This window comes from Methylosinus sp. PW1 (assembly GCF_000745215.1).
Taxonomy (GTDB): domain Bacteria; phylum Pseudomonadota; class Alphaproteobacteria; order Rhizobiales; family Beijerinckiaceae; genus Methylosinus.
On sequence record NZ_JQNK01000009.1, the window covers coordinates 766,010 to 792,819 of the forward strand.

23 protein-coding genes are annotated in these 26,810 nt (G+C 66.3%); 14 read left to right on the plus strand and 9 right to left on the minus strand.

Going from position 1 to position 26,810, the window contains the following annotated elements; all coding sequences use genetic code 11:
* The first annotated feature begins 118 nt into the window (after nt 1-118).
* A complete protein-coding gene (locus K369_RS12945; RefSeq protein WP_051949527.1) occupies nt 119-991 on the plus strand; it encodes a hypothetical protein in 873 nt (290 codons plus the stop codon).
* 33 nt (nt 992-1,024) lie between these two features.
* On the opposite strand, the gene K369_RS12950 is transcribed toward K369_RS12945, so the two are convergent.
* Nucleotides 1,025-1,420, minus strand: coding sequence for a YidH family protein (locus K369_RS12950; protein ID WP_036291713.1), 396 nt, complete (start codon nt 1,418-1,420; stop codon nt 1,025-1,027).
* Between the two features lie 134 nt (nt 1,421-1,554).
* Between K369_RS12950 and K369_RS12955 the strand changes: the two genes are divergently transcribed.
* A complete protein-coding gene (locus K369_RS12955) occupies nt 1,555-1,830 on the plus strand; it encodes a hypothetical protein (RefSeq protein ID WP_036291715.1) in 276 nt (91 codons plus the stop codon).
* Between the two features lie 3 nt (nt 1,831-1,833).
* Here the strand turns inward: K369_RS12955 and epsC are convergent, their stop codons facing one another.
* The gene (gene epsC / locus K369_RS12960; RefSeq protein ID WP_036291717.1) at nt 1,834-2,796 is read right to left on the minus strand and encodes a serine O-acetyltransferase EpsC; all 963 of its coding nucleotides are present in this window, start codon (nt 2,794-2,796) and stop codon (nt 1,834-1,836) included.
* Between the two features lie 153 nt (nt 2,797-2,949).
* Here epsC and K369_RS12965 point away from each other — a divergent pair, with 153 nt between their 5' ends.
* Both K369_RS12965 and K369_RS12970 read left to right on the plus strand, forming a co-directional pair.
* On the plus strand, nt 2,950-4,992 hold the full coding sequence (locus K369_RS12965; protein WP_036291720.1) for a M3 family metallopeptidase: 2,043 nt from the start codon (nt 2,950-2,952) through the stop codon (nt 4,990-4,992).
* A gap of 62 nt (nt 4,993-5,054) precedes the next feature.
* Entirely contained in the window at nt 5,055-6,233 is a 1,179-nt protein-coding gene (locus K369_RS12970) for a pyridoxal phosphate-dependent aminotransferase (protein WP_036291722.1), read from the plus strand.
* Between the two features lie 76 nt (nt 6,234-6,309).
* Here K369_RS12970 and K369_RS12975 read toward each other — a convergent pair whose 3' ends face one another.
* Nucleotides 6,310-9,216 carry a ribonuclease E/G gene (locus K369_RS12975; RefSeq protein WP_036291724.1) on the minus strand — a complete coding sequence of 969 codons (2,907 nt, stop codon included), beginning with the start codon at nt 9,214-9,216 and terminating at the stop codon, nt 6,310-6,312.
* 891 nt (nt 9,217-10,107) lie between these two features.
* Here K369_RS12975 and K369_RS12980 point away from each other — a divergent pair.
* Nucleotides 10,108-11,424 carry an N-acetylmuramoyl-L-alanine amidase gene (locus K369_RS12980; RefSeq protein ID WP_245278193.1) on the plus strand — a complete coding sequence of 439 codons (1,317 nt, stop codon included), beginning with the start codon at nt 10,108-10,110 and terminating at the stop codon, nt 11,422-11,424.
* A gap of 142 nt (nt 11,425-11,566) precedes the next feature.
* Nucleotides 11,567-13,984: a penicillin-binding protein 1A gene (locus K369_RS12985; protein WP_036291728.1), complete on the plus strand. Its 2,418-nt coding sequence runs from the start codon at nt 11,567-11,569 to the stop codon at nt 13,982-13,984.
* Between the two features lie 11 nt (nt 13,985-13,995).
* Here the strand turns inward: K369_RS12985 and K369_RS12990 are convergent, their stop codons facing one another.
* From K369_RS12990 to ccmA, 4 genes are all read right to left on the minus strand, one after another.
* On the minus strand, nt 13,996-14,430 hold the full coding sequence (locus K369_RS12990; RefSeq protein ID WP_371033324.1) for a Fic/DOC family protein: 435 nt from the start codon (nt 14,428-14,430) through the stop codon (nt 13,996-13,998).
* Between the two features lie 144 nt (nt 14,431-14,574).
* Complete coding sequence (locus K369_RS12995; RefSeq protein WP_036291732.1) at nt 14,575-14,772, minus strand: hypothetical protein; 198 nt, start codon at nt 14,770-14,772, stop codon at nt 14,575-14,577.
* Between the two features lie 45 nt (nt 14,773-14,817).
* Nucleotides 14,818-15,489, minus strand: coding sequence for a heme exporter protein CcmB (ccmB, locus tag K369_RS13000; RefSeq protein ID WP_036291734.1), 672 nt, complete (start codon nt 15,487-15,489; stop codon nt 14,818-14,820).
* Nucleotides 15,486-16,157 (minus strand): heme ABC exporter ATP-binding protein CcmA, encoded by a 672-nt coding sequence (gene ccmA / locus K369_RS13005; protein WP_198033114.1) that lies wholly within the window; start codon nt 16,155-16,157, stop codon nt 15,486-15,488. Before ccmA ends, ccmB begins: the two co-directional genes overlap by 4 nt.
* A 224-nt stretch (nt 16,158-16,381) precedes the next feature.
* On the opposite strand from ccmA, the gene K369_RS13010 reads away from it, so the two are divergent.
* The 6 genes from K369_RS13010 (at nt 16,382) to K369_RS13035 (ending at nt 23,388) form a co-directional block, all read left to right on the plus strand.
* Entirely contained in the window at nt 16,382-17,623 is a 1,242-nt protein-coding gene (locus tag K369_RS13010; RefSeq protein WP_036291736.1) for an aminotransferase class I/II-fold pyridoxal phosphate-dependent enzyme, read from the plus strand.
* Nucleotides 17,624-17,712: 89 nt separating this feature from the next.
* Nucleotides 17,713-18,903 (plus strand): hypothetical protein, encoded by a 1,191-nt coding sequence (locus K369_RS13015; protein ID WP_036291738.1) that lies wholly within the window; start codon nt 17,713-17,715, stop codon nt 18,901-18,903.
* The gene (locus tag K369_RS13020) at nt 18,900-19,895 is read left to right on the plus strand and encodes a fatty acid desaturase (protein ID WP_036291740.1); all 996 of its coding nucleotides are present in this window, start codon (nt 18,900-18,902) and stop codon (nt 19,893-19,895) included. Before K369_RS13015 ends, K369_RS13020 begins: the two co-directional genes overlap by 4 nt.
* Nucleotides 19,896-19,903: 8 nt before the next feature.
* Entirely contained in the window at nt 19,904-20,548 is a 645-nt protein-coding gene (locus tag K369_RS13025) for a sterol desaturase family protein (RefSeq protein WP_036291742.1), read from the plus strand.
* Between the two features lie 200 nt (nt 20,549-20,748).
* A complete protein-coding gene (locus K369_RS13030; protein ID WP_036291744.1) occupies nt 20,749-22,344 on the plus strand; it encodes an ATP-binding protein in 1,596 nt (531 codons plus the stop codon).
* Nucleotides 22,345-22,374: 30 nt separating this feature from the next.
* Nucleotides 22,375-23,388 (plus strand): sensor histidine kinase, encoded by a 1,014-nt coding sequence (locus tag K369_RS13035; protein WP_036291746.1) that lies wholly within the window; start codon nt 22,375-22,377, stop codon nt 23,386-23,388.
* Between the two features lie 4 nt (nt 23,389-23,392).
* On the opposite strand, the gene K369_RS13040 is transcribed toward K369_RS13035, so the two are convergent.
* On the minus strand, nt 23,393-23,818 hold the full coding sequence (locus K369_RS13040) for a metallopeptidase family protein (protein ID WP_036291748.1): 426 nt from the start codon (nt 23,816-23,818) through the stop codon (nt 23,393-23,395).
* A gap of 7 nt (nt 23,819-23,825) precedes the next feature.
* Entirely contained in the window at nt 23,826-25,235 is a 1,410-nt protein-coding gene (leuC, locus tag K369_RS13045) for a 3-isopropylmalate dehydratase large subunit (RefSeq protein WP_036291750.1), read from the minus strand.
* A 137-nt stretch (nt 25,236-25,372) separates the two neighbouring features.
* Here leuC and K369_RS13050 point away from each other — a divergent pair, with 137 nt between their 5' ends.
* Together K369_RS13050 and K369_RS13055 are read left to right on the plus strand one after the other, a co-directional pair.
* Nucleotides 25,373-26,374 carry a small ribosomal subunit Rsm22 family protein gene (locus K369_RS13050; protein WP_245278194.1) on the plus strand — a complete coding sequence of 334 codons (1,002 nt, stop codon included), beginning with the start codon at nt 25,373-25,375 and terminating at the stop codon, nt 26,372-26,374.
* A gap of 1 nt (nt 26,375) precedes the next feature.
* The gene (locus tag K369_RS13055; protein ID WP_036291752.1) at nt 26,376-26,792 is read left to right on the plus strand and encodes a glyoxalase/bleomycin resistance/extradiol dioxygenase family protein; all 417 of its coding nucleotides are present in this window, start codon (nt 26,376-26,378) and stop codon (nt 26,790-26,792) included.
* Nucleotides 26,793-26,810: the final 18 nt, after the last annotated feature.

The following is a 26,810-nucleotide window of genomic DNA, read 5'->3' on the forward strand; positions in this document are numbered from 1 at the left end:
GAATCTCCACAATCGCGAAGCCGTCGTCTTCGGCGCTAGCGTTTCTCCTGCGCCTCGGACGCTCGCGACATTTCTCGAGATCGCGATCGATGGGCCGAGCGCTCTGCGGAGGAGCGGCGTGGGCACCTATATCGCGCATACGCGACGCAAGACGAAGCCGAGCAAGGCGGAGACGTCGACGATCGATGCGGAGGCGATGGCGGCGCGCGAGCAGGCGCTCGCAGCGCTACGCGAGCAGCAGCGTGTCGAGGCCGAACGCCAGCGCGCCGAGAAGGCGGCGCGCGCCCTGCGCCGCGCCGTCAGCAAGCGCATGGCCCCTGCCGATCCAGACACGTCGGGACGGCGCCGCACGGCGACGCGCGCCGCCGGCATCATGCTGATCTCGGCGACCGGCGGCTTGCGCACGCAGAGCGTCTCGCTGTTTCGCGGATCGGGGCGCACAGGCTCCGATCTCTGGCTCGCCGATGTTCAATTCGAGCAAGAGAAGGGCGTCGCCCATTTCATCAATGATCTCGCCACGCCGGCCGACAAGGATGCGCTGCATGCGATGCGCGCGCTGGCGCCGCGAATCGCCGAGCACATCTTCCTCGGCGCGCCGCCGCAGGACGGCGTCGACGACCGCAATATGAGCACCGCCTTTCGTCTGGCGCAGTCCTTCATGCACAAGACGCACTATACAGCCTCGCTCTCCGAGGATGAGAAGCAGCGGCTGAGCTACTCCATCTTCGAGGAGCTGCAATCGGTCACGGCGATGCGGCTGCGGCATTTGCAAAAGGAGCAGGAGCGCATCGTCGAGATGCTCATGCACAAGACGAAATTGTACCGCTCGGAATGCAACGGCCTGCTCGCGCCGATCTATGAGGGATTCGAGGCGTTCCGCCGCGCCGAGCAGGAAGGCCGGCCGCGGCGCGCGCCGCAGCAGCCGGAGGCGCCGGCGCCGATCGCGCCGCTCGAGGAAGACCTCCCGGCGACGGGCACGCATGGTCGGTGAAACGGTCGCTGAGAGCGCGATCGTCGCGCCGCATCAGCCGATCGCGAGATAGACGACGAATCCCGAGCCGAGCAGCAGCAGGGCGGCGAGCACGACGAGCTCCGCTGTCCCCGCGTCGAAGCCATGCTGCGCCTCATCGGCGATGAGACGCCGCGTGTGAATGAAACGCACGGTCGCGACGACAATCAGCGCGACGCCCCCGAGCGCCAATAGGCCGCCGCCTCCCCCGCTCGTCAATGGTCCCGACAATTTGTCGAGACGATGCAGAATCGGACCGCGCTCTACCTCTGGTAGCGTGATGCTGATCGTATGCACGAAAAGGTCGAATTTTTCGATCACGAAGCCGAGCGCCATGATCGCGACGCCGGTGCGAACCCATGCGAGAAATGTCCGCTCATTGGCGGCATGGCTGACATAATCGCGAATCATGGCGTCTCCTCTCTCGCGGCAGGGGGACACGATTCGCGCGGTCGCGGGCGCGACGAGTCGACGCGTATTGAACCCCTTCGGCGACGCGATAGATAGCCCGTGGTCGATCCGCAGACATCTTCGGAGCACCCGTCATGATTCATCCGATGAGGAGCCTCACGGCCGCCATTGTGATCGCCGCGAGCGCCGCCGCGGCCCAGGATTGTCGATCGACGAGCGACTCCGGTGCCACGCGATGCGTGGCGGGCGTGCTCTACCGATGCACATGCACGCGCGGAATCGGCGCGACCACCTGCACATGGGACAATGCGGCGGCGCTGTGCTCGGCGCTCTCCGGCAATCGCGCGCCGATGGGCGACATAGAAGCGAAGGAGGCGCCGGCGGCGAGCGCCGCCGCGCTGACGCCGTGACGATCAGATGCCGGCGCCGAAGGTGAAGGATTCGCTCAGCGGCTTCGCCTGCGTGACATTGCTGCCCGCCGGCACGCCATGCGTCAGCCAGACATTGCCGCCGATCACCGAGCCGCGGCCTATGGTGATGCGGCCGAGCACTGTGGCGCCGGCGTAGATCACCACATCGTCCTCTATGATCGGATGACGCGCGCCGCCCTTCACCAGCGCGCCATTCTCATCGACCTCGAATCGCTTCGCGCCCAGCGTCACCGCCTGATAGAGCCGCACATTCTTGCCGATGACCGCGGTCTCGCCGATGACGACGCCAGTGCCGTGATCGATAAAGAAGCCTTCGCCGATCTCCGCTCCCGGATGAATGTCGATTCCCGTCGCCGAATGCGCGATCTCCGAGACGAGACGCGCGAGCATGGGCGCGCCGAGCAGATAGAGACGATGCGCGAGCCTGTGGCGAATGATCGCCGAAAGGCCGGGATAGGAGAACACCACCTCGTCGAGGCTCTTGGCCGCAGGATCGCCTTCATAGGCGGCGCGAATATCGGTGTCGAGCAGCGCGCGTATCAGTGGCAGCGCCTGCGCGAAAGCGTCGACGATCTCATGCGCGCGCGGGCGATGGTCGATGGTTCCGTCATCCGAGCCATTGGCCAGCAATTGCAGCTCGCGCCGCACCTGCTCGCGCAGGGCGCGCAGGCTCTTGTCCAGCGTGTAGAGCACGAAGCCGTCGGCGCTGTCGGTGGTCAGCTCCGGCGGACCGAAATGCCGCGGATAGAGGCTCGCCGCGAGCCCTTCGATAATCTCGATCGTCGCGTCGCGCGAGGGCAGCTCGGGCAGACGGCCATCACGATAGCGGCGCTTCTGCGAGGCGCGGCGCAATTCGCCGAGCTCCGCGACGATACGGCCGAGCTGCGGAAAGCCGCTGAGCTCGGACCCGTTTCCTGCATGCGGCCCCTGCTTTGCTTCCGTCACCGCGCCGCTCCTTCGACAGGCGGCGGAGACCGTCGCCTCATTATATTCAGTCTATAAATCTACTACACTACTAAAGGATCGACGACAACCGCCGAGTCGGCTGGCGCGGCGGCGTCCGAGCCCTTAAATCTCCCGCGAAGACCGAGGGAACCGATGACGACCGAAAATCCGCTGCTCTTTGCCTCGACCCGAGCTTTCGGCCTGCCGGCCTTCGGCGCGCTGAAGGCCGAGCACTATCGCCCCGCCTTCGCGGCCGCCATGGCGGAAAATCTGGCGGAGATCGCGCGCATCGCCGACGATCCCGCGCCGCCCGATTTCGAGAACACGATCGCCGCTCTCGAGCGCTCCGGCCGCCTTCTGGCGCGCGTCGGCGGCGTCTTCTGGAATCTCGCCGCGACCGACACGACGCCCGAGCTGCAGGAGATCGAGCGCGACATCTCAGGCGCGCTGGCGCGGCACGAGAATGAGATATTGCTGAACGCCGCGCTGTTTGCCCGCGTCGATGCGCTCCATGAGCGCCGCGACGCGCTGGCGCTGACCGACGAGCAGGCGCGCGTGCTGGAGCTGACGCATAAGCGCTTCCTGCGCGCGGGCGCCAAGCTCGACGAGACGGCGAAACGGCGCATGGCGGAAATATCCGAGCGCCTCGCCAATCTCACCACATCCTTCGCGCAGAATGTGCTCGCCGACGAGGCCGATTACCTGCTGCTGCTCGACGAGAGCGATCTCGACGGGCTGTCGGAAGACTTCCGCGCCTCGGCCGCGCAAGTCGCGCAAGAGCGCGGCGCGCCGGGAAAATATGGCGTCACCCTCGCGCGCTCGAGCGTCGAGATTTTTCTGCAGAGCTCGACGCGCCGCGATCTGCGCGAGACCGCCTTTCGCGCCTGGGCCGGCCGCGGCGAGACGGGCGGCGCGACCGACAATCGCGCGCTGATCGCCGAGATCTTGCGCCTGCGCGAGGAGCGCGCGCGGCTCAATGGCTTTGCGAATTTCGCCGCCTATAAGCTCGACGATACGATGGCGAAGACGCCGACAGCGGTGCGCGAGCTCTTGGATCGCGTCTGGGCGCCGGCGCTCGCGGCGGCGAAGGCCGAGCGCGACGATCTGCAAGCGCTCGCCGAACGCGACGGCGCCAATGTCGCGATCGGCGCCGCCGACTGGCGCCATTACGCCGAGCGCGTGCGCAAGGAGCGCTATGATCTCGACCAGGCGGAGCTGCGTCCCTATTTCCAGCTGGATCAGATGATCGCCGCCGCCTTCCATGTCGCGAAACGACTGTTCGGCCTCTCCTTCGTCGAGGTGGAAGGCCTCGATCTCTATCACCCGAGCGTGCGCGCCTTCGACGTTCGCGATGCGAAGGGCGAGCATGTCGCGCTCTTCCTCGGCGATTATTTCGCGCGGCCCTCCAAGCGCGGCGGCGCCTGGATGTCCGAGTTTCGCGGCCAGGAGAATCTCGACGAACGCATTCGTCCCATCATCTTCAATGTGCTGAACTTCTCGCGCGCGCCCGATGGCGCGCCGACTCTGCTCAGCCTCGACGACGCGCGCACGCTGTTTCACGAGTTCGGCCATGCGCTGCACGGCATGTTGTCGGACGTCACCTATCCGCTCGTCGCCGGCACCAATGTCGCGCGCGATTTCGTCGAGCTGCCCTCGCAGCTCTATGAGCATTGGCTGCTGGAGCCGGAAATTCTCCGCGGCTTCGCGCGCCACGCCGAGACGGGCGCGCCAATGCCGGAGGAATTGCTCGAGCGCATCCAAAAGTCGCGGCACTTCAATCAGGGCTTCGCCAGCGTCGAATTCTGCGCCTCCGCCTATGTCGATCTCGATCTGCACGAAAGCGCGATCGACGAGAGCTTCGACGCGCTTGCCTTCGAGCGCGCGAGCCTCGCGCGCATATCGATGCCGGAAGAGATCATCATGCGGCACAGGACGCCGCATTTCACCCATGTCTTCGCCGGCGACGGCTATTCGGCCGGCTATTACTCCTATCTCTGGGCGGAGACGCTGGACGCCGACGCCTATGAGGCGTTCCTCGAGGCCGGCGATCCTTTTGCGCCCGACATTGCGGAGCGCTTGCGCCGTCACATCTACGCCGCCGGCGGAACGCAGGACCCGGCGGACGCCTATGTGGCCTTTCGCGGCCGCATGCCGAATGTCGACGCGCTGCTGCGCCAGCGCGGCTTCGCGCGTTAGCCGAACGAGAGCGCAGCGGCGCGCCCCACGAATGTCATATTCGTCGCCGCTATGCTGTTCGCATGACGACGCCTCCATCCCCTTCCAAGCGCAGCGCCATCGCGCCCTTCATCGCGATGGATGTGCTGAGCGAAACGCGCGAGCTCGAACGGCAGGGCCGCCGCATCGTCCATATGGAGCTGGGCGAGCCCGGCGCGCCGGCGCCGCTCGCCGTGCGCGAGGCCGCGGCGCGCGCGCTCGCCCAAGGCGCCATCGGCTATGCGGAGGCGCTCGGCCGCCCAGCGCTGCGCCAGCGCATCGCGCGCCATTATGGCGAGGCCTATGGCGTCGACGTCTCGCCGGAGCGCGTCATCGTCACGACGGGATCGTCGGGCGCATTTCTCTTGGCCTTTCTTGCCGGTTTCGATCCGGGCGCGCGCATCGCCATGACGGCGCCGGGCTATCCGGCCTACGCGAATATTCTCGCCTCGCTCGGCCTCGAGCCCGTTCTGATCGATGTCGGCGCAGAGACTCTCTATTCGCCGACCGCCACTCTGCTCGCGGCGGCGCATCGCGCAAAGCGTCTCGATGGCGCGCTGCTGGCGAGCCCTGCCAATCCGACCGGCGCGATGATTCCGAGCGACGAATTCGAAAAAATCTGCGCCTTCTGCGCGGACGCCGGAATTCTCTTCGTCTCCGACGAGATCTATCACGGCCTCTCCTATGAGCGCGCTTGCGAGACGGCGCTGGCGCATTCGCGCAACGCCATCGTCGTGAACAGCTTCTCCAAATATTATGCGATGACCGGCTGGCGGCTCGGCTGGCTGGTCGCGCCCGAATCCCTGGTGCGGCCGATGGAGCGGCTGCAACAATCGCTCGCGATTTCGGCGCCGACGCTCGCGCAGATCGCCGCGCTCGAGGCCTTCGAGGCGAAGGCGGAGCTCGAGGCGGTGAAGGCGGGCTATGCGCGAAGCCGCGCGCTCTTGCTGGAGCGTCTGCCGCGCTTGGGCTTCAGCGATTTCGCGCCGCCGGACGGCGCCTTCTACATCTACGCCGACATCTCACGCTTTTCCGCGGATTCGGCCGCCTTCTGCAAGCGCATGCTGGAGGAGGCCGGCGTCGCCGTCACGCCCGGAATCGATTTCGATCGCGCGCGCGGCAAGCGCATGCTGCGTTTCTCCTACGCTGGGCCGGAGAGCGAGGTGCGCCTCGGCCTCGACCGTCTCGCGGCATGGCTCGGCGCGCCGAGACCGACGACCTGACCGCAATCAGCAGATCTAAAAAGGAAAAGCGCGGCGGGCTGGCGACCCGCCGCGCTTTTTTGTCATGTGCTTTTCGTCACTCGCCGCCGAGCGAGGCCTTGGCCCGCGTCCACCAGCCGCCCTTCTTGGGACGATTGGGATCCGCCTCGGTGATGATCGTCTCGGTCGGCTGGCGCGGCGGCGCGGCGGCCTCATGCACGATGGGCGCAGGCGGAGCCGCCGGCTCCGGCGCAGGGGCGGCAGAAGCAGGAGCCGCAGGAGCGGGAGCCGCCGAAAGAGCCTCGGGCGCGGGCGCGCTCGGAGCGACGGCCTCGGCCGACGGAGCCGATTCGGCCGGCGCCGGAGCCTCGGCGATCGGAGCGGCGGGAGCCGCCTCCGTCAATACGGGAGCCGGAGCCGCCTCGCTCGCCTCATAAGGCGGGATATGCGCCTCGGCCGGGGAAACGGCCGCCTCGGCGACGCCCTCGTCGAGCGGGAAAGCGCCCTGCTCGCGAAATTCGGGCGCCAGCGGCGAGGAGCGCGTCCAACGGCCGGCGCGGCGACCGCGTCCGCCGCGGCTGCCGCGTTCGGCGGGACGCGGAACCTCATTGGCCGGCGCGGTGGGAACGCCGTCGATTTCCGCGACAATGGCGAGGCCTTCGTCGGACGGCTGCTCGGCGCCCGGCGCCGGCGCTTCTCCGCCGGAGAGCCCGCCGCCGCGTCCGCGCCGACGACGCCGACGGCGCGCCCGCGGCTGGTCCTCGCCCTCGCCCTCTTCCTCGCCGAAAGGCGGACGCGCCGAGCGTTCCTCGCGACGCGCGACCTCGGGCCGGCGCTCGACGATCTCGTCTTCCTCGGCGGACGCCTCGGCCTCGACCTCGATCTCATCCTCGAGATCGGCGAGCGAATCGACGCGCAGCGCGGTCTGGGCCGGAAGCTCGCGCACGCCGGTGGCAGGCTCGCCGCGCTCCAGCGCATGATAGGAAGTGCCGGTCAGGCTGTCGTCGGCGGAGACGGTGATGGCGACGCCGAAACGGCGCTCCAAAGCCTGCAGATGGTTGCGCTTCTGATTGAGAATATAGAGCGCCACCACGGTGCGCGTGCGCAGGATGATGTCATGCGCCGCGCTCTTGATGAGCGCATCCTCGAGCACGCGCAGCACATGCAGCGCGATAGAGGCGGTGGAGCGCACCGTGCCGGCGCCGGCGCAATGCGGGCAAGGCACGGTCGAGCCCTCGAGCACGCCGGCGCGAATGCGCTGGCGCGACATTTCGAGCAGGCCGAAATGCGAGATGCGGCCGACCTGAATGCGGGCGCGATCGTTCTTCAGCGCGTCCTTGAGGCGGCGCTCGACCGAGCGATTGTTGCGGCTCTCCTCCATGTCGATGAAATCGACGACGATGAGGCCGGCGAGATCGCGCAGGCGCAGCTGGCGGGCGACCTCGTCGGCCGCCTCCAGATTGGTGCGCAGCGCCGTGTCCTCGATATTGTGCTCGCGCGTCGAGCGCCCCGAGTTCACGTCGATGGCGACCAGCGCCTCGGTCTGATTGATGACGAGATAGCCGCCCGACTTCAGCGTCACCTGATTGGAGAACAGCGCGTCGAGCTGCGCCTCCGCGCCGGCCGAGGCGAAGATCGGATTGGGATCGCGATAGAGGCGGACGTTCTTGGCGTGGCTCGGAATGAGCATGCGCATGAAGTCCTTGGCCTCGCGATAGGACTCCTCGCCGGAGACGATGACCTCCTCGACGTCGCGGCCATAGAGATCGCGAATGGCGCGCTTGATGAGCGAGCCTTCCTCATAGACGAGGGTCGGCGCGCTGGAGCGCAGCGTCAATTCGCGCACGCTCTCCCACATGCGCAGCAGATATTCGAAGTCGCGCTTGACCTCGGCCTTGGTGCGTGTGGCGCCGGCGGTGCGCAGAATGACGCCCATGCCCTCCGGCACCTCGAGCTCCTGCACGATCTCCTTCAGGCGCTTGCGATCGGCGCCGTCGGTGATCTTGCGGGAGATGCCGCCGCCGCGCGCGGTGTTGGGCATCAGCACCGAATAACGACCGGCGAGCGAGAGATAGGTGGTGAGCGCCGCGCCCTTGTTGCCGCGCTCCTCCTTGACGACCTGCACGAGCAGAACCTGGCGGCGCTTGATGACCTCCTGGATCTTATATTGACGGCGCGAGCGCGAGGGCCGGTGCGGCACCTCTTCCATCGCGTCGCCGCCGATATGCTCGACGTGCTCTTCCTCGTCCTCGTGCTCTTCCTCGTCGTCATGGTCGTCGTCGCGGCGGCGGGCCTCGGCCTCCTCGCGCTCGGCCTCATGCTCCTCATCGCGCTCGTCCTGGCGACGGGCCTTGACCTCGTGATCGGCCTCGGCCGGCTCGGCCGGCGCTTCCTCGGCATGGCCGGCCTCGACGACGCCGAAACCCTGCGGATCGATGGAGATCGGCTCGGCCTCGACGGCCTCCTGCGGGCTCGCCTCGGCAGAAGGGCTCTCGGCGAGCGCTTCGGGCTCCGCGCTCTCGGCGCGGATCTCTTCCGCCGGCGCCTCGGCCGTCACAGCCTCGGCGGCGTCGGTCTCCTCGCTCTCGGAAGCGCTCTCGGAAATCACCTCGTCGGAATTGGCGCGCTTCTCGGCGCCGTCCGAATGGCGGCGGCGCGAGCGGCGACGACCTCCGCCACCGCCATGGGAGCGCGGCTCCTCGTCCTCCTGCTGATGGACGCGGCTCTCCTCCTCGAGCAGAGCGATCCGATCGGCGACGGGAATCTGATAATAATCGGGATGAATCTCGGCGAAGGCCAGAAAGCCGTGGCGATTGCCGCCGTAATCCACGAAGGCGGCCTGGAGCGATGGCTCCACACGCGTGACCTTGGCGAGATAGATATTGCCGCGCAGGGGCCTTTTGTCGGCGGCTTCGAAGTCGAATTCCTGAACGCGATTGCCACGTAGCACGACTACGCGGGTTTCCTCCGGGTGGGAGGCGTCGATGAGCATTTTGTTGGCCATGAGAAACTCTTTGCGGCGCGACGCGAGGCGACGCCGGCGGTCTCGAGCGAACGTCCCGTGAGGGACGATGCGACCGCGGTCCGGCGAAGCGTCGGAGCGTCGACGCGTGTCTTCTGGGAGTTGGTGTCGATCGCGAAACATCGGATACGCGAACCGGCGCGACCGCCGGCGAACTGGGCGAGAGGCCCGACCGGCCGCCGAAGCGGGACCGACCAGGAGCCGAAGTGACGACGGCTCGGCGCGACAGCGCGAATCGATACGCCCCCCGGCGCGCGATACTCTCGCGCGGAGCGGGGCCTCGATTGGCGGCATGTCATGGACTTCGCCATGAGCTCGTCACAAAAACCTTATGTCACAGCGCCTTACGGCGGCGCCCGCCCGTCCAGAACCCGCGCGCGAGGCGTGCATTCGAACGTAATTCGTTCCGCGGAAAAAACGCCGCCCGTCCCGAGACGGTTCCCGGCGCCGTAAAATGCCGAAATTGCGCGAGGCGTATTTCGAACCCTTCCACGGAACGTTTCCATACATAATGTCTCGAAGGCGACACCGCAAGTTGGCAGGAGGCTCCGCCCACAGGCCGGCGCCCGAAATGGCCGAAAAAGCGCGCAATTCTCTTTTTTTCGAAGCGAATTCCGACCGATCGGACGATTCCGCGCCATCGATCGCTTTTGGGGCGCGAGTTCCGATCTATCGAACGAACCCGTTCGATTGGAACGCGCCATCCTTCTCTTTGTCGAGCGAATTCTGATCGATCGAACGAATTCGGTTCGATGGGAACGCGCTCTAACGTCGCGTTAACCAGATATCCTCAGAAAGATTTCGGGGTCGCGCGCATGCGCGAGCCGCGCCATATTATCAACGGGCGAACGCGCGAGCGGGGCGATTCAGGACATGGACGAGATGCGACCGACGGGGGCCGGGCCTTCGCGGAGAGGCGGGCGACGTGCGCCTGCGCGGCGATTTGCGGCGGCGGCCCTCTGTCTCGCCCTCACCGGCGCGCCCGCAGCGGCCGGATCGGCCGCGCCCGAGCCCCTTTCGGCCATCGCCGTCCGCATGGAGCAGCAGAAGGGCCAAGCCCGTCTCGTCTTCGAGACGACGGCGGAGGTCAATCCGACGGTCTTTCCGGTCGCCGACCCCTATCGAATCGTCGTTGATCTCCCCGAAATGGCCTTCCGTCTCGACCCGGAGGTCGGCCGCCCGGCCAAGAACAAGCGCGGCGGCGACGATCTCGTGACCTCCTTCCGATTCGGCCATTTCGCGCCCGGACGCTCGCGAATCGTCATCGATCTCGCGCGGCCGGCCAAGATCATTCGCGCCGCGAGCGATGCGAAGCTCGACACCCCGCGCCTCGTCATCGAGCTCGAGCCCACGGATGCGGCGAGCTTCGCCGCCGAGGCGGCCCGGCTCGCCCCTGCCCCCGCCGCCAGAACCGCGGCCGAAGCGCCGCCCCCCGTGGCCGACGCCAAGCCGCTGCTGGTCATCGATCCCGGCCATGGCGGCGTCGATGTCGGCGCCGCCGGCCCGCATGGCGAGCAGGAGAAGACCATCGTCCTCGAATTCGCCCGCACGCTGAAGGGCAAGCTCGAGGCAGACGGCAAGCTGCGCGTGCTGCTCACCCGCAATGAGGACGCCTTCATGGCGCTCGACGAGCGCGTGCGCGTCGCGCGCCAGGCCGGGGCGGAGCTGTTCCTTTCGATCCACGCCGATACGCTGGGAGAGACCAGCGTCGAGGGGGCGACGGTCTACACTGTCTCCGCCCGCGCCTCCGACTCGGAGGCCGCCAAGATCGCCGAGAAGGAGAATTTCGCCGATCGCGCCGCCGGGCTGGAGCGCAAATCCGAGGAGGCGGGCGAGGTCGGCGACATTCTCTACGATCTCACCCGCCGCGAGACCCGCGCCTATAGCCATGTCTTCGCCCGCACGCTGATCGCCTATTGGCAGACCGTCGGCCATCTCAACAAGAATCCGAGCCGCTCGGCCGGCTTCGTCGTGCTGAAAGCCTTCGATATTCCGTCCGTTCTGCTGGAGCTCGGCTATCTGTCCAGCACGCGCGATCTCTCGCGCATGCTGTCGCCGGAATGGCGCGAGCGCGCCGCGGACGCCACGGCGCTGGCGATCGAGCGCTATTTCGACGAGCGCCGGGAGCCGGCGCAGCTTCAGGCCAGCGCGCCCTCTCAGGCCGTGGCCACGACGCAACGCCCACAATAAAACATAAAAATTGGGCTAAGGATGGGGATGGCGGGAGGCCGATTCGGTTTCCGTCACGACAAAATATGCTCTAAACGGGACGCCTTCGGCGCGCAGCGCGCCAGATTTCACAGCAACGCGTCTCCCTCGAGGATCATCCTTCATGCGTCTGCTCGTCCGGTTCTTCGGCTTCCTCTTCGCGACCGGCGCCATCGTCTTCCTGATCGCCGTGACCGCGGCGGCCGGCGTCGTCTACATATTCTCGAAGGATCTGCCGGACACGGCGCAATTGCGCAATTACGAACCGCCGGTCACGACGCGCATCCACGCCAATGACGGCTCCATCCTCGCCGAATATTCGCGCGAGCGCCGGCTGTTCCTGCCGACCTCGGCGATTCCGCCGCTCGTCAAGCAGGCCTTCATCTCGGCCGAGGACAAGAATTTCTACACGCATAATGGCGTCGATTTCGAGGGCATCGCCCGCGCGGCCTCGATCCTCGCCCAGGGCGGGCGCCATATGCAGGGCGCGTCCACCATCACCCAGCAGGTGGCCAAGAACTTCCTCGTCGGCAATGAGCGCAGCTTCGAGCGCAAGATCAGAGAGGCGCTGATCTCATTCCGCATAGAGGCGGCCTATCCCAAGGACCGCATCCTCGAGCTCTATCTCAACGAGATCTATCTCGGCCTCGGCAATTACGGCGTCGCCGCCGCGGCGCTGAACTATTTCAACAAATCGGTCTATGAGCTGACGATACCGGAGGCGGCCTATCTCGCCGCCTTGCCCAAGGCGCCCAACAACTACCACCCGTTCCAGCATCGCGACCGCGCGCTCGAGCGCCGCAATTACGTCATCGACCGCATGGTCGCCGACGGCTTCGTCTCGCAGAAGGACGGCGACAAGGCCAAGACCGAGCCGCTCGGCGTCAATCCGCGCGTGACCTCGCCCAACACCTATGTCGCCGGCTATTTCGCCGAGGAGGTGCGCCGCGAGCTGCTCGACAAATATGGGGATAAGAAGCTCTATGAGGGCGGCCTCTCCGTGCGCTCGACGCTCGACCCCAAGATGCAGGCCATCACGCGCAAGGCGCTGGCCGACGGCCTGGTGCGCTTCGACGAGGCGCATGGCTTCCGCGGCCCGATGCGCCATATCGACATCTCCTATGATTGGGGCCTGCCGCTCGCCGATATTCCCGCGCTCGGCGATGTGAAGCCCTGGCGCCTCGCCGTCGTGCTGGAGACGAACGACAGCTTCGCCCGCATCGGCCTGCAGCCCGGGCGCGAGAAATCCGGCGAGGTGGCGCGCGAGCGCGAGACCGGCCAGCTCGCGCAAGAGGGCATGCGCTGGGCCGGCCGCAGCATTCGCGCCGCGGTGACGCCGGGCGACGTCATCTATGTCGAGCCGCTCGCCGGCCGGCCGGGGCAGTATCGGCTGCGCCAAATCCCGGAAATCTCCGGCGCCATGGTGGCGATGGACCCTTATACGGGCCGCGTCTTCGCCATGGTCGGCGGCTTCTCCTACGATCAGTCGGAGTTCAACCGCGCGACGCAGGCGCTGCGCCAGCCGGGCTCCTCCTTCAAGCCCTTCGTCTACGCCACGGCGCTCGACAATGGCTACACGCCCTCCTCCTCCATTCTGGACGAGCCGATCACCATCGTGCAGGCCAATGGCGAGAGCTGGACGCCGGAGAATTTCGAAGGCGCCCATGGCACTGGCGCGCATCCGCTGCGCTATGGCGTCGAGCACTCGAAGAATATGATGACCGTGCGCCTCGCCAAGGACGTCGGCATGCCGCTGATCGCCGAATACGCCAAGCGCTTCGGCATTTACGACGACATGCCGCTCTATCTGCCCATGTCGCTCGGCGCCGGCGAGACGACGGTGATGCGCATGGTCACCGCCTATTCCATGCTGTGCAATGGCGGCAAGCGGGTGAAGGCGACGCTGATCGACCGCATTCAGGACCGCTGGGGCAAGACGATCTATCGCCATGACGAGCGCCAGTGCCTGGGCTGCGACGCCCCCAAATGGGAGAGCCAGAACGAGCCCAAGCTGATCGACAAGCGCGAGCAGGTGCTCGATCCGCTGACCGCCTATCAGATCACCTCGATCATGGAAGGCGTCATCGAGCGCGGCACCGGCCAGTCGATCAAGGCGGTGGGCAAGCATCTCGCCGGCAAGACCGGCACCACCAACGAGGCCAAGGACCTGTGGTTCGTCGGCTTCTCGCCCGATCTCGCCGTCGGCGTCTATATCGGCTACGATCGCCCCCGCCCCGTCGGCGAGGGCAAGAGCGCGCAGGCGGCGACCTATGCCGCGCCGATCTTCCGCGATTTCATGACGGTGGCGCTGAAGGACAAGCCCGACGTGCCCTTCCGTGTGCCGCCGGGCATCAAGCTGATCTCGGTCGATCCGCATTCGGGCCTGCGCTCGAAGGGGTCCGGCTCCATCCTCGAGGCCTTCAAGCCCGGCACTGCGCCGCCGGATTCCTATTCCCCGGCCGGCAGCGACGGTGGACTCCAGTCCGGCGCCGCGCAGGATGTGGACAAGCAGGTGGGCAGCGGGACCGGCGGGCTGTACTGAAGCGGGCTCCGTCAGGATATCAGACACTCGATCTCGGCGATGAGTTTCTCCTCACGGCCATGAAAGCTTTCGATCATGGCGGCGAGGAAGGACTCCGCCTTCAGTCTGCGCAGCTTCGGCGTGCGCCCCGCGTGATCGGCGAGGAGCGCAAAAAACGCGAGCTGCGCCCGGCCATTGCCGTCTCGAAACGGATGAACGGCATTGAGCTCGGACAAGAAACGAGCCGATCGAGCGGCAAAGAGATCGACGGGCAAGTCCCGCAGACGGCCGTCGTTTCGAAGCCCGTCAAATATCCGCGCCATTTCGGCGGCGATATGCTCCGGGTAGCAGAACATGCTCGCGCCCTTGGCGATTCTCACGGAACGGAAACAGCCGGCCCAGCGATAGACGTCTCCGAAAATATGGCGATGGATGGCGCAATAATGTCGGACGCCGAAGCGTCCCATCGGCAACGGTTCAGAAAACCGTTGCGCCGTCGCTTCGGCCTCGAATGCGTCGAGAGCAGCCTGCGTGCGAAGTCCGAGGCGATTTTTGAGAACGGTCGTTCCGCTATAGCAATAGGGATCGACAATAGCGCGATACACGGCGCCTTAAGCTTTTTTCGCGTGCTTTTCGTAGATCGCGCGGCGACGCTCCGCGTCGGTCAAGCCACGACGCTCGAAGTCGGCGAACATTCTCTTGCTGTCGGCGTCGAGACGCACGCCCTCGACGGCGCTGATGCGCGAAAAGCCCGCCAGCCCCAAGATGAGGGACCGGCGCCGGACAATCGGATAGTCTCGCTTCGCCATTCGCGAAGACTATCACGAAGCCGCCGAACGGAAACAGCTATATCGTCACTCCCCCGCGCTCCGCAACGCCGCCGCCGCCGCGAATGGGCACAGCGCCAGCGACGCCAGGCTGATTGCGCATAGAATCGCGAAAGGCGCGAAGAAGGACACTGTGCCGCCCGTCGCCGCCTCCGCCGCCGACACTCCGAAAATCAGCACCGGAATCGTCAGCGGCAGCACCAGCAACGCCATCAGTAGCCCGCCGCGGCGCAGCGTCACCGTCGCCGCCGCGCCGATGGCGCCGATCAGCGTCAGCGCCGGCGTGCCGGCCAGAAGCGTGATCGTGACGGCGGCGAGCGCCGTCTCCTCCTGCTGCAGCATCAGGCCGAGAAAGGGGGCCGCCAGCGTCAGCGGCAGGCCGGTCGTCACCCAATGAGCGGCGCATTTCACCAGAACCGCCAGCTCGAGCGGCGCGCGGCCGAGGTGAAAGAGATCGAGCGAGCCGTCCTCGAGATCGGCCTGAAACAGCCGATCGAGGCAGAGAAGGCTGGCCAGCAGCGCCGCGATCCACAAGATCGCCGGGCCGATGCGGGCGAGAAGATTGGGGTCCGGTCCGATGGCGAAAGGCGCGATCGACACCATCACCAGAAAAAACACGACGCCCATGGTCGCCGAGCCGCCGATGCGGCGGGCGACGCGCAAATCGCGCAAGAACAATGCGACAAGCGGAGAATTCACGAATTCGCTCCCAGCGCCAGCTCGCGCGCGTCCTCGAGGCCGAGCGGCTCATGCGTGGCGGCGATGATCATTCCGCCGAGCGCGCGATGCTCCGTCATCAGCCGCGCGAGCCGCGTCCGCGAGGCGGCGTCGAGCGCACTGGTGGGCTCGTCGAGCAGCCATAGCGGCCGGAAGACCACCAGCAGACGGGCCAGCGCGATGCGGCGTTTCTGCCCGGCGGAGAGCATGGCGACCGGCGTCTCGGAGAGATGGGCGAGCCCGACGCGCTCCAGCGCCTCCGCCGGCGGGAGGCTGCGCCGATCCGGCTCCTCGCCCAGAAATTGCGCCCAGAACTCCAGATTCTCACGCGCGGTGAGCGGCGCCTTCAGCCCATCGGCATGGGCGAGATAATGGAGCAGCGTCGCCGGCTCCTCCGCCTCCGCGGCGCCCTCGATCGCGACGCTGCCGGAAAGGCGCGGCAAAAGCCCGGCGAGCGCGCGCAAAAGCGTCGATTTGCCGGCCCCATTGCGGCCGGTGACGATCAGCGCCTCGCCACTCGAAAGGGAGAAGCCGAGGCCCGCGAGCACGCGCCGCCCGCCGCGGGCGACGGCGAGATCCTCCACCCGCAGGCGCAGGGCGGAGGCGCGCTCGGCATGAGGACGGGAGGGCGGATGCGGAATGTCTGTCATCGCCAGAGCCAATAGAGCAACTCCGCGGCAGGGGAAATCCCCGCCTCCCGCGCGCCGGCGGAGGAGGACTTCCCCCGCGCCACGATGCTTTCGCTGGCGCTCTGGCGCCGAAGGGTGCTAAGCCTGCGGGCCGACCGCGGACGTTCCGAGGAATCGGGCGTCCTCTTCCAATGCGGCGCCGCGAGACGCGCGCGCGGCCGCAGACTCGAGGGATGACGCACTAAGTGGCGAAGCATAACAGCCTTTCGGACTACGCATCGAGACGATTTCGTTTCGCCGGCAATGCGCTCCTCCAATATCACGATCCCTTCTTCGCGCAGATCGATCGGCTTCGCGCCGATTTCGAGGCGAAGGGGACGCATTTCGTCAGCTTCGCCAATTACGACTATCTCGGCCTCGCCAATCACCCCAAGATTCTGGAGGAGGCCGATCGCGAGCTGCATCGGCTCGGCGTCGGCGCGCTGGCCTCGCGCCTCGTCGGCGGCGAGCGCTCGACTCACAAGCCCTTCGAGGCGGAGATCGCCGAATTTCTCGGCATGGAGGCGGCGCTGACGCTGGTCTCCGGCTATCTCGCCAATGTGACGACCATCTCCTGGCTGCTCGGCAAGCGCGATGCGCTGTTCATCGACGAGCTCGCCCACAACAGCATCGTCGCCGGCTGCGAGGCCTCGCCGGCCGAGGTCATCAAGTTCCGCCACAACGACTTCGAGCATCTGGACCATCTCCTCGCCAAGAAGCGCGAGGACTTCCGCCATGTGCTCATCGTCGTCGAGGGCATATACAGCATGGACGGCGACACCGCCGATCTGCCGCGCCTCGTGGAGCTGAAAGACCGCCACGACGCTTGGCTGATGGTCGATGAAGCGCATTCGCTCGGCGTGCTGGGCGAGACGGGCCGCGGCCTCGCCGAGCTGCAGGGCGTCGATCCCGGCCGGCTCGATCTCGTCGTCGGCACAATGTCGAAGACGCTCGCCTCCTGCGGCGGCTTCGTCTGCGCGAAAAAGCCGGTCATCGACTGGTTCCGCTACACTCTGCCGGGCTTCGTCTACAGCGTCGGCCTGTCGCCGGTGATTCTCGCCTCGGCGCGCACCGCCCTGCAGCTGATGCAGGAGGAGAGCTGGCGCGTCGGCAAGCTGGCGCGCAATGCCGAATTCTTCCGCGATTACGCCCACGCCAATGGGCTGAGCACCGGGCCGGCGATCGGCCGCGGCGTGGTGCCGATTCTGTTCCAGGACAGCGTCGAGACCATGTGGGCCTCGCAGCATTTGCTCGGCCTCGGCTTCTATGTGCCGCCGATCGTGCAGATCGGCGTGCCCAAGGACCAGCCGCGTCTGCGTTTCTTCCTTTCCGCCAATCATTCCGAGGATGAGATTCGCGCCGTGCTCGACGCGCTGCGCGATCTGCCGCCGGTGGCCGCGGAGGCGCATGAATTGGTGAAAAAGGCGATGGCGGGCGCGAGCCTGTGAGGGCGCAGCCACGGCCGCTCCCCGCGCATTTCCCTCCCGCGTCGATATGCCAGCTTTCGCTCGCTTCTCTAGCTCGATAGGTGTTCGCTATGGCCGGCATCGAGATTGTTCCTGTCGATAATCTTTTGCGCTTCCTGACCTTCTGCAAGCTGCCGCGTCTCATCTATAAGGGCCACAAGGGCTTCGCGCCGTCGCTCGACGCCGAGCGCTGGAATCTCTTCAGCCACAAGCTCAATCCACATTTCCAGCATGTCGAGGCGCAGGAGTTCCTGGCGCGCAAGGACGGCAAATGGGTCGGCCGCATCGGCGCGCAGGTCTATAAGACGATTCAGCCCGTCTCCACCTCGCGCTGGCAGTTCGGCTCGCTCGACGCCATCGACGACATAGAGGTGGTGCGCGCGCTGACGCAGGCCGCAGAGGAATGGCTGCGCGCGCGCGGCGCGGAGACCATCGTCGGCCCCTTCTCGCCGGACATCAATGGCGAAAGCGGCATGCTGATCGAAGGTTTCGAAGCGACGCCGATGTTTCTGATGCCCTGGCATCCTCCCTATCTGTCGCGGCTCATCGAGGCGCTGGGCTATGACAAGGCGAAGGATCTGATCTCCTACCGGCATCTCTCCGCGGAGCAGGATCTCAGCAAGGAACGCCGCATCGCCGACCGCCCCGAATGGCGCAACCGCTTGAAAATTCGCCAGCTCGATCGCGATCATCTGAAGCAGGGCGAAACCGCGCTGATGTCCGATCTCTTCAACGACGCCTGGCGCGGCAATTGGGGCTACGTGCCGCTCGGCAAGGACGAGCTCGACGGCTTCGCGGACCTCATGAAATATGTGATGCCGCCGGAATTCGGCATTGTGCTCGAATTCGACGGCGCGCCGGTCTCCTTCGCGGTGGCGCTGCCCAATCTGCACGAAATCACCGCCGATTTCGACGGCAAGCTGCTGCCCTTCAATTGGCTCAAGCTGATCTCGCGCATTCGCAAGCACAAATTCTCGACCGCGCGCCTGCTGCTGCTCGGCACGCGCAAGACGCTGCAGAACAGCGCCACGGGCGGCGCGATCCTGCTGTCGCTGATCGAGGACATGCGCCGGCGCAGCTGCGTCGACGCCAGCATCGTCGCCCTCGAGGCCGGCTGGGTCCTCGAGGACAATATGGGCATGCGCAAGCCGATCGAAATGTTCGGCGGCAAGATCGACAAGATTCACCGCGTCTATGAAAAGCGCGTGGCGGGCGCGCCGCCCGCTGCAACCGAGGCTGTGAGAGAAGAGGCGACGCCATGAATGTCATCTCGATTTCTTCGACGTCCTCCGCCGATCGCTCGCATGTCGAGCGTCGCCGCCTCATTCTCGAGGCGCATCCGGAAGTGAGGACGCTGTTCGGCAAGGACGATCTCACTTTCAAGATCACCGCGGGCATATTCGCCGGCCAGCTGACGATCGCCGCCATTCTCGGCTGGCTCGGCCTCTCCTATTGGCCGCTGACCCTGCTGCTGGCCATTTGCGTCGGCGCCTTCGCCAATCATGCGGCTTTCGTCGCCATTCACGACGCGATCCATAATTGCGTGTTCGAGAACACGCTCTACAACAAGCTCACCGCCCTGCTCGCCGATCTGCCCAACGCCTTTCCGACGGCGATGGGCTTTCGCTGCTACCACATCAAGCATCACTCGCATCTGTCGGCCTATGATTACGACGCCGACATTCCGAGCCATTGGGAGGTGGAGTGGGTGGGCAATAGCACATGGCGCAAGGCGCTGTGGCTGTTCTTCTTCCCGGCGATCCAGCTGGCGCGCCTCTCGCGGCTGAAGGGCACTGTGCCGATCATGGGCCTATGGACCTATATCAACACGGCCGTCATCCTGCTCTTCGACGTCTTCGTGCTCTGGGCCTTCGGCCCCAATGCGCTGCTCTATCTGATCCTGTCCTTCTGGTTCTCGGTCGGCGGGCTGCATCCGCTGAGCGCGCGCTGGGTGCAGGAGCATTTCGCCTTCGGCCCCAATCAGGGCACGTTCGACTATTATGGCCCGCTCAACAAGGTCGCGCTCAACATCGGCTATCACAACGAGCATCACGACTTTCACGAGATTCCCTGGCGGCGCCTGCCGGAGCTCACCGAGATGGCGCCCGAGTTCTACAAGCCGCTCGGCGCGCATTATTCCTGGTTCGCCCTGCTCGTCACCTTCGTCTTCGACCCGCGCTATTCGCTGCAGACGCGCTCCGCCAATGTGGAGACCGCCAGCGCCGCGCAGCTCGTTCCCGTCCCGGCGGAGTAGAGTTTCCCATGACTGCCACTGAACACGAGACGCTCGACGCATCGCCGCGCCTCTTCGAGAGCGACCTTCTCGACAAATATTCGCGCGTCCATCATCTGACCCCGCCGCTCGTCTATGGGCCGATCATTCTCTGGCTCATCGCCTATGCGAGCAATTATGCGAGCGCGGGCTATATCCTCCTCGCCTTCGTCGCCGGCTATGCGGCCTGGACGCTGACCGAATATTTCGGCCATCGCTTTCTGTTCCACACGGTGTTTCCGCTGCCCTTCGGGCTCGGGCCGCGCTTCCAATTCCTCATCCATGGCGTGCATCACATCTATCCGAGCGATCCGCTGCGGCTCGTCATGCCGCCGCTGCTGTCGACGCCGATCATGCTGATCGCGCTCTCGCTCATCCGCCTCGTCTTCGGCGGCGATTTCGCCTGGCCCATGCTGGCGGGCTTCATCGCCGGCTACGTGCTCTATGACTGCGTGCATTATTGGACGCATCACGGCCAGCCCAAATCCAAGCTCGGCCATCTGGTGCGCCGCCTTCACATGCTGCATCATTTCCGCGATCCGGAGCGCGGCTTCGGCGTCCATGCGATCTGGTGGGATTACGTTTTCGGCACCAATTACGAGCAGGGCCAGACGCCCGGAAGCCGCGCGGTGTGACGCGCTTATCGTCGCAGGACCTTCCATGCGCCGCTTTCGGTCATAAATGAGCCGGAGAGCGCGCGCATAGGGCGCGAAGGCCCGGCGCCCGCCGCGCCCTTTCCGTCGGGAACACCATTCCCGGCAGGACCCTCGAAGACGCATCCCGCACGAAAGCGAAGCGCGAGCTTCGATGTCCGCGGATGCGAGCGAGCCGAAGCATGCCGAGCCTCAAAATGCCGCCGACCGCGGCGAGTTCCGACCTCCCACGCGCCGAGCATGGCCGCGTGCGGGCGCTCATCGCCACGCTCGCGCCGCGCGTCGCGCGCTGGTATCGCTCGCCGCTGTCCTGGCGCATCGCCATCGGGCTTCTCGCCGCGGCGGTCGCAATCGTCTGGCGCATTCTCATCACCGGCGAGAGCGGCGGCCATCTCTATGTCACCTTTCATCTTCCCCTGCTCGTCGCCTCCTTCATCGGCGGCGCGGCTTCCGGCGTGACGTCGCTCATCGTCATCGTCGCCGTCATCCAATTCTGGCTCGCGCCCGTCGAGGGCCTCGAGGACGCGCTCGCCTTCTCCGCCTTTCTGACGACGGATGCGTTCATCATCATCGGCGGCGAAGCCTTTCAACGCACGCTGACCCATATCGACAATCTGGAGACGCGCCATGCGATGGAGCGGCTCGCGGCGCAGAATGCGCGGCTCGTCGAGCAGTTCGGCAATGTCGCGCTCGCGGCGCCCGGAGTTGTCTTCTCCTTCCGGCTCGACACCGGCGGCTTCAGCTCCTGCCCCTATCTCGCGGAGAATGTGCGCAATGTCTTCGGCGTCGCGCCGGAGGAGATTTGCGTTAACGCCGCGCCCATGCTCCGCCGCATCCATGGCGACGACGCCGAGCGCATGCGCGCGAGCTTCGCGCGCTCGGCGGCGCAGATGACGCTGCTGCGCGAGGAGTTCCGCTATAATCATCCTTCCAAGGGAACGATCTGGCTGGAGACGCAGGCGCAGCCGGTGCGACAGGCCGACGGCTCCACCATCTGGCACGGCTATTCGCAGGATGTGACCGAACGCCGACGTGAGGAAGCCGCCCGGCTCGCGGCCGAGCGCGCGCTGGAGCAGCGCATCGTCGAGCTCGAGCGCGTCAATGAGCGGCTCGCCCGCTTCGCCTATGTCGCCTCGCATGATCTGCAGGAGCCGCTGCGCAAGATCGTCGCCTTCTCGCAAATGCTCGACGCCGCCGTCGCCTCCTCCGATCAGAAGGACATCTCCTATGCGAGCGAGGTGATGCGCGGCTCGGCGCTGCGCGCACGCGAGCTGGTCGAGGATCTGCTCGTCTATTCGCGCATCGTCGAGGCGCCGCTCAAAGTGCAGCGGCGTGATCTGCGCGTCGAGATTCAATCCGCGTTGACCGATCTCTCCGAGCTGATCGAGGAATCGGGCGCCGATGTCAGCCTCGACGCCCCCTGCGTGGAGTTCGAGGCGGACCCGCCGCAATTCGCACGGCTCATGCATAATCTCGTCAGCAATGCGATAAAATTTCGCCGGCCGGGCGAGACGCCCCGCATCGTCATCCACGCTCATGTCGAGGACTCTTTGCTGCGCCTGTCCGTCTCCGATGACGGCGTCGGCTTCGAGGCGAAATATGCGAGCGCCATTTTCGAGCCGTTCAAGCGGCTGCACAGCAAGGCCGAATATCCGGGCACCGGAATCGGGCTCGCCATTTGCAAAACGATCGCCGATCGCCACGGCTGGACGCTGACCGCACGGTCGCAGCCGCTACAGGGCGCTACATTCGAATTGACGATGCGGCTGCCGAGCTGACGGCCGCGCTCACGAATGAGTCGAGCATCCATGCATGACCTTTTCGCGCTGGCCGCGCGCTCGCGGGCTCTGCCCATTTGGACGCGCTTTCTCGGAGCGTCCGGCCTCTCCCTGGGCGCGTTCGCGCTGCAGACATTGCTGCATGAGAGATTGCCGCCGGGACAGCTGCTCCTTTTCATTCCCGCCGTGATGTTCTCGGCGCTTTTCTTCGGCGGCGAGGCGGGTGGCTGGTCGACGGCCTTCAGCGCGGCGCTCGCCGCCTATTTTCTGTTTCCGGGCGAAGGCTTCGCCGTCTCTGATCCAGCGGAAGCTCTCGCTCTCGTGCTCTTCATCGCCGTCGCTCTCGCCATCGTCTTCGTGATGCAGGAGCTCTCGGGCGTGATCGATCGCAGCGACAACGAGGCCGCCGCCGCCCAGACGCTGGCGACCAAGACCGAGCGATTGAAGAACCTCTATCTCCAAGAGATGGCGCATCGCACGAAGAACGACCTGCAATTCGTCTGCTCGATGCTGCAGACCGAGGCGCGCGCGCTCGACGACGACAATGCGCGCGCCTCTTTGCTCGCGGCGTCGAGCCGCGTCGCCGTGGTGAGCCGCGTCTATGCGCTGCTCCAGCATGACGGGGGGCGCGATGTGTGGATGCGGCCGCTCCTCGACGATCTCTGCGCCAATCTTCGGCTGGCGCTCATCGGCGAGCGGCCGATCGCGCTGCGGACCGAGGTCGCCGATTGCGCTCTCGAGGTGGACGAGGCCCGCGCAGTCGCGCTGATCGTCAACGAGCTCGTCGTCAATGCGCTGAAATACGCCTTTCCCGAAGAGCGCGCGGGAACGGTGAAGGTGCGGCTGACGCGCGACGGCGACGATCTCGCCCTCACCGTAGAAGATGATGGCGTCGGCCCCGCCTCGATGGAAGCGATGGGCCTCGGCTCGGGACACAAGCTGGTGCGCTCGCTCGGCCAGCAGCTCGGCGGCGCCGCTGTCATAGAGCCCGGCGCCGACAGGGGCCTGCGCTGCGAGCTGCGCTTCCCAGCGCCGCCGGAGTGAGCTTTCACCCCGCCTTCTGCTCTATCTCCTCCATATCCTCGTCGGAGAGGCCGAAGTGGTGGCCGATCTCATGCACGAGGACATGGGTGATGATCTCCTGCAGCGTGTCCTCGCCATCCGCCCAATAATCGATGATCGGACGGCGATAGAGCCAGATCATATTGGGTGGCTCGCCGGTTTGCGCCGAGGCCTCGCGCTGGGCGAGGCCCTGGCCGCGGAACAGCCCCAAAAGGTCGAACTCGGTCTCGCATTCCATATCCTCGAGGATTTCCTCGTCCGGAAAATCCTCGACACGGATCACGAGACCTTCGCAGAGCCGCGTGAAGCGCGACGGCAGCGAGGCGAAAGCCGCATCGGCCAGCACCTCGAGGTCCTCGAGCGAAGGGGCGCGGAGCTGGGCGAGAGCGCTATCGTCGAGAGGCGAGGCCATGCGAGACTTACCTCCAGCTGCGAACGTCCACGAAATGGCCGGCGATCGCCGCCGCCGCCGCCATGGCGGGGGAAACGAGATGGGTGCGGCCCTTGAAGCCCTGGCGGCCCTCGAAATTGCGGTTCGAGGTCGAGGCGCAGCGCTCGCCCGGCGCGAGCCGGTCCGGGTTCATCGCGAGGCACATGGAGCAGCCCGGCTCGCGCCATTCGAAGCCGGCGGCGGTGAACACCTTGTCCAGCCCCTCCGCCTCCGCCTGCGCCTTCACGAGGCCGGAGCCCGGCACGACGATGGCGTTGACCTTGGCGTTGATCGTCTTGCCGGCGATGACCGCCGCGGCGGCGCGCAAATCCTCGATGCGGCCATTGGTGCAGGAGCCGATGAAGACGCGGTCGATGGCGATGTCGCTGGCCTTCTCGCCGCCCTCGAGGCCCATATATTCGAGCGCGCGGGCGATGGCCTGACGCTTGGCCGGATTGGCGACGCTGTCCGGCGTCGGCACCAGGCCGGTGATCGGCATCACATCCTCGGGCGAGGTGCCCCAGGTGAGGGTCGGCGGCAGAGCCGCGGCGTCGAGCACGATCACGCGGTCGTAATGCGCGCCCTCGTCGGAGCGCAGCGTCTCCCAATAGCGGACGGCGGCGTCGAAGACCTCGCCCTGCGGGGCCTTGGGCCGGCCGCGGAGGTATTCATAGGTCTTCTCGTCCGGCGCGACGAGGCCGGCGCGGGCGCCGCCTTCGATCGACATGTTGCAAACGGTCATGCGGCCCTCGATCGAGAGGTCGCGGATCGCCTCGCCGGCATATTCGATCACATGGCCGGTGCCGCCGGCGGTGCCGATCTCGCCGATGATGGCGAGAATTATATCCTTCGCTGTCGCGCCCTCGGCGAGCTTGCCGTCGACGCGCACCAGCATGTTGGCGGCCTTTTTCTGGATCAGCGTCTGCGTCGCCAGAACATGCTCGACCTCGGAGGTGCCGATGCCATGGGCGAGCGCGCCGAAGGCGCCATGGGTGGAGGTGTGGCTGTCGCCGCAGACGATCGTCGTGCCCGGCAGAGTGAAGCCCTGCTCCGGGCCGACGATATGCACGACGCCCTGACGCGAATCATGCTCATTGTAATATTCGACGCCGAATTCCGCGGCGTTGATGGCGAGCTGCTCGACCTGCGCCTTGCTCTCGGGATCGGTGATCGGCAGCGAGCGGTCGGTCGTCGGCACATTATGGTCGACGACGGCCAGCGTCTTGCCCGGCGCGCGGACCTTGCGGCCGGAGGTGCGCAGCCCCTCGAAGGCCTGCGGGCTCGTCACCTCATGGATCAAATGGCGATCGATGTAGATGAGGGACGCGCCGTCCTCCTGCTCGTGAACCACATGATCGTCCCAGATCTTGTCGTAGAGCGTGCGCGGGCGTCCTGCCATTTGTCTCGTTCCTGCTCCGAGCCGTAAAAAGAACCGTAATTCGGCCTCGACCGAACCGGGTAGGCTGTTCTACTCGCAACATGGGCGGCTTGGAAGCATGTAATCTCGCCGACGCCCCAGCGGGAGGTCCCTTCGACGTGACGCGAATATCGACGGCGCCGCCACAGGAGCTGACGGCGGCGCTGGAACGCCTATTGGACGAGCGCTCTCGCCGAGCGCTGGCGGAGCGGGCGGCGCGCATCTCCGCGCTCTATCGCTCCGGCGGAACGACGGCGCAGGCGATTCTCTGCGAGGACGACGCTCTCGCCTACGCCCTCTATCGGCTTCCGGCGACCTATGCCGCGACCATTCATATTCTCGGCCGGCTGGCCGAACGGGCGCCGGATTTTTCGCCGCGTCGCATGCTGGACCTCGGCGCGGGCCTCGGGACCGCGAGCCTCGCCGCGCGCGCGATCTGGCCGCAAATCGACGAGAATGCGCTGCTCGACCGCAGCGAGCCCTTTCTCGCGCTCGCCAGCCGGCTCGCCGGCGCAGCGTTGGAGAAGGCGCGAATCGTCGCCGGCGATCTGTCCGCGCCGCCCGATCTCGGCGCGCCTTTCGATCTCGTCGTCGCCAGCTATGCGCTGACCGAGATCGCGGAAAACAGCCTCGACCGCGCCGTGGACGCCGCCTGGGCGAATTGCTCCGGCGCGCTGGTCCTCGTCGAGCCCGGCACGCCGCGCGATCATGCGCGGCTGATGCGGATGCGGGCGCGGCTCGTCGCCGCGGGCGCGCGCGTCTCCCTGCCCTGCCCGCATTCGGCGCCCTGCCCGCTGCAGCCGCCGGACTGGTGCCATTTCTCGGTGCGGCTCGCCCGCTCGCGCGACCATAAGCTGCTCAAAGGCGCCGACGCGCCCTTCGAGGACGAGAAATTCGCCTATCTGGTCGCCACGCGGCCGGAAGCCTCCATTGCTCCGGCCCCGGCTCGGATGCTGGCGCGGCCGGAGGCCCTAAAGCATGGATTAAGGATAAAGCTTTGCGCGACAGCGGGAATCGAAGAAGTTACGGTGGCGAAGCGCGATAAAGCGGCTTACGCGCCTATAAAAAAGAAAGATTGGGGCGACGAGATCGTCCTTGGGGAAACACCGGCGAGGGAATGACATGCAGCGCCCGAGGGTCGCGCCCTATCTCACCGTCTCGCCGGCCGCCGGCGCGATCGCTTTCTACACCGCCGCTTTCGGCGCGCAGCAAAGGGCGCTGATGCCTTCCGTGGATGGCATGCGCATCGCCCATTGCGAGCTCGCCATCAATGGCGGCTCCGTCATGCTCGCGGACGTCTTTCCAGAATTGGGCCACGCCCGCATGCCGCTGCCGGGCGAGCAGGTCACCGCCTCGGTGAGCCTCGAATATGACAAGGCGCATGAGGTGGACGAGATCGTCACCCGCGCAACCCAGCTCGGCGCGAAGATCGAGACGCAGCCGACCAATACTTTTTGGGGCACGCGCTACGCCGCGCTGCGCGATCCCTTCGGCCACCGATGGATTTTGAACGCGCCGCTCGATTCCTCGGGCGGCTGAGCTTCAGCAAGCGCCGCC

Excerpts from the sequence above, each read along its gene's own strand:
- K369_RS12950 (WP_036291713.1), bottom strand. The coding sequence starts at position 1,420 with ATGATTCGCGATTATGTCAGCCATGCCGCCAATGAGCGGACATTTCTC.
- K369_RS12955 (WP_036291715.1), top strand. The coding sequence starts at position 1,555 with ATGATTCATCCGATGAGGAGCCTCACGGCCGCCATTGTGATCGCCGCG.
- K369_RS12965 (WP_036291720.1), top strand. The coding sequence starts at position 2,950 with ATGACGACCGAAAATCCGCTGCTCTTTGCCTCGACCCGAGCTTTCGGC.
- K369_RS12970 (WP_036291722.1), top strand. The coding sequence starts at position 5,055 with ATGACGACGCCTCCATCCCCTTCCAAGCGCAGCGCCATCGCGCCCTTC.
- K369_RS12975 (WP_036291724.1), bottom strand. The coding sequence starts at position 9,216 with ATGGCCAACAAAATGCTCATCGACGCCTCCCACCCGGAGGAAACCCGC.
- K369_RS12980 (WP_245278193.1), top strand. The coding sequence starts at position 10,108 with ATGGACGAGATGCGACCGACGGGGGCCGGGCCTTCGCGGAGAGGCGGG.
- K369_RS12985 (WP_036291728.1), top strand. The coding sequence starts at position 11,567 with ATGCGTCTGCTCGTCCGGTTCTTCGGCTTCCTCTTCGCGACCGGCGCC.
- K369_RS12990 (WP_371033324.1), bottom strand. The coding sequence starts at position 14,430 with ATGGGACGCTTCGGCGTCCGACATTATTGCGCCATCCATCGCCATATT.
- K369_RS12995 (WP_036291732.1), bottom strand. The coding sequence starts at position 14,772 with ATGGCGAAGCGAGACTATCCGATTGTCCGGCGCCGGTCCCTCATCTTG.
- ccmA (WP_198033114.1), bottom strand. The coding sequence starts at position 16,157 with ATGACAGACATTCCGCATCCGCCCTCCCGTCCTCATGCCGAGCGCGCC.
- K369_RS13015 (WP_036291738.1), top strand. The coding sequence starts at position 17,713 with ATGGCCGGCATCGAGATTGTTCCTGTCGATAATCTTTTGCGCTTCCTG.
- K369_RS13020 (WP_036291740.1), top strand. The coding sequence starts at position 18,900 with ATGAATGTCATCTCGATTTCTTCGACGTCCTCCGCCGATCGCTCGCAT.
- K369_RS13025 (WP_036291742.1), top strand. The coding sequence starts at position 19,904 with ATGACTGCCACTGAACACGAGACGCTCGACGCATCGCCGCGCCTCTTC.
- K369_RS13030 (WP_036291744.1), top strand. The coding sequence starts at position 20,749 with ATGCCGAGCCTCAAAATGCCGCCGACCGCGGCGAGTTCCGACCTCCCA.
- K369_RS13035 (WP_036291746.1), top strand. The coding sequence starts at position 22,375 with ATGCATGACCTTTTCGCGCTGGCCGCGCGCTCGCGGGCTCTGCCCATT.
- K369_RS13040 (WP_036291748.1), bottom strand. The coding sequence starts at position 23,818 with ATGGCCTCGCCTCTCGACGATAGCGCTCTCGCCCAGCTCCGCGCCCCT.
- leuC (WP_036291750.1), bottom strand. The coding sequence starts at position 25,235 with ATGGCAGGACGCCCGCGCACGCTCTACGACAAGATCTGGGACGATCAT.
- K369_RS13055 (WP_036291752.1), top strand. The coding sequence starts at position 26,376 with ATGCAGCGCCCGAGGGTCGCGCCCTATCTCACCGTCTCGCCGGCCGCC.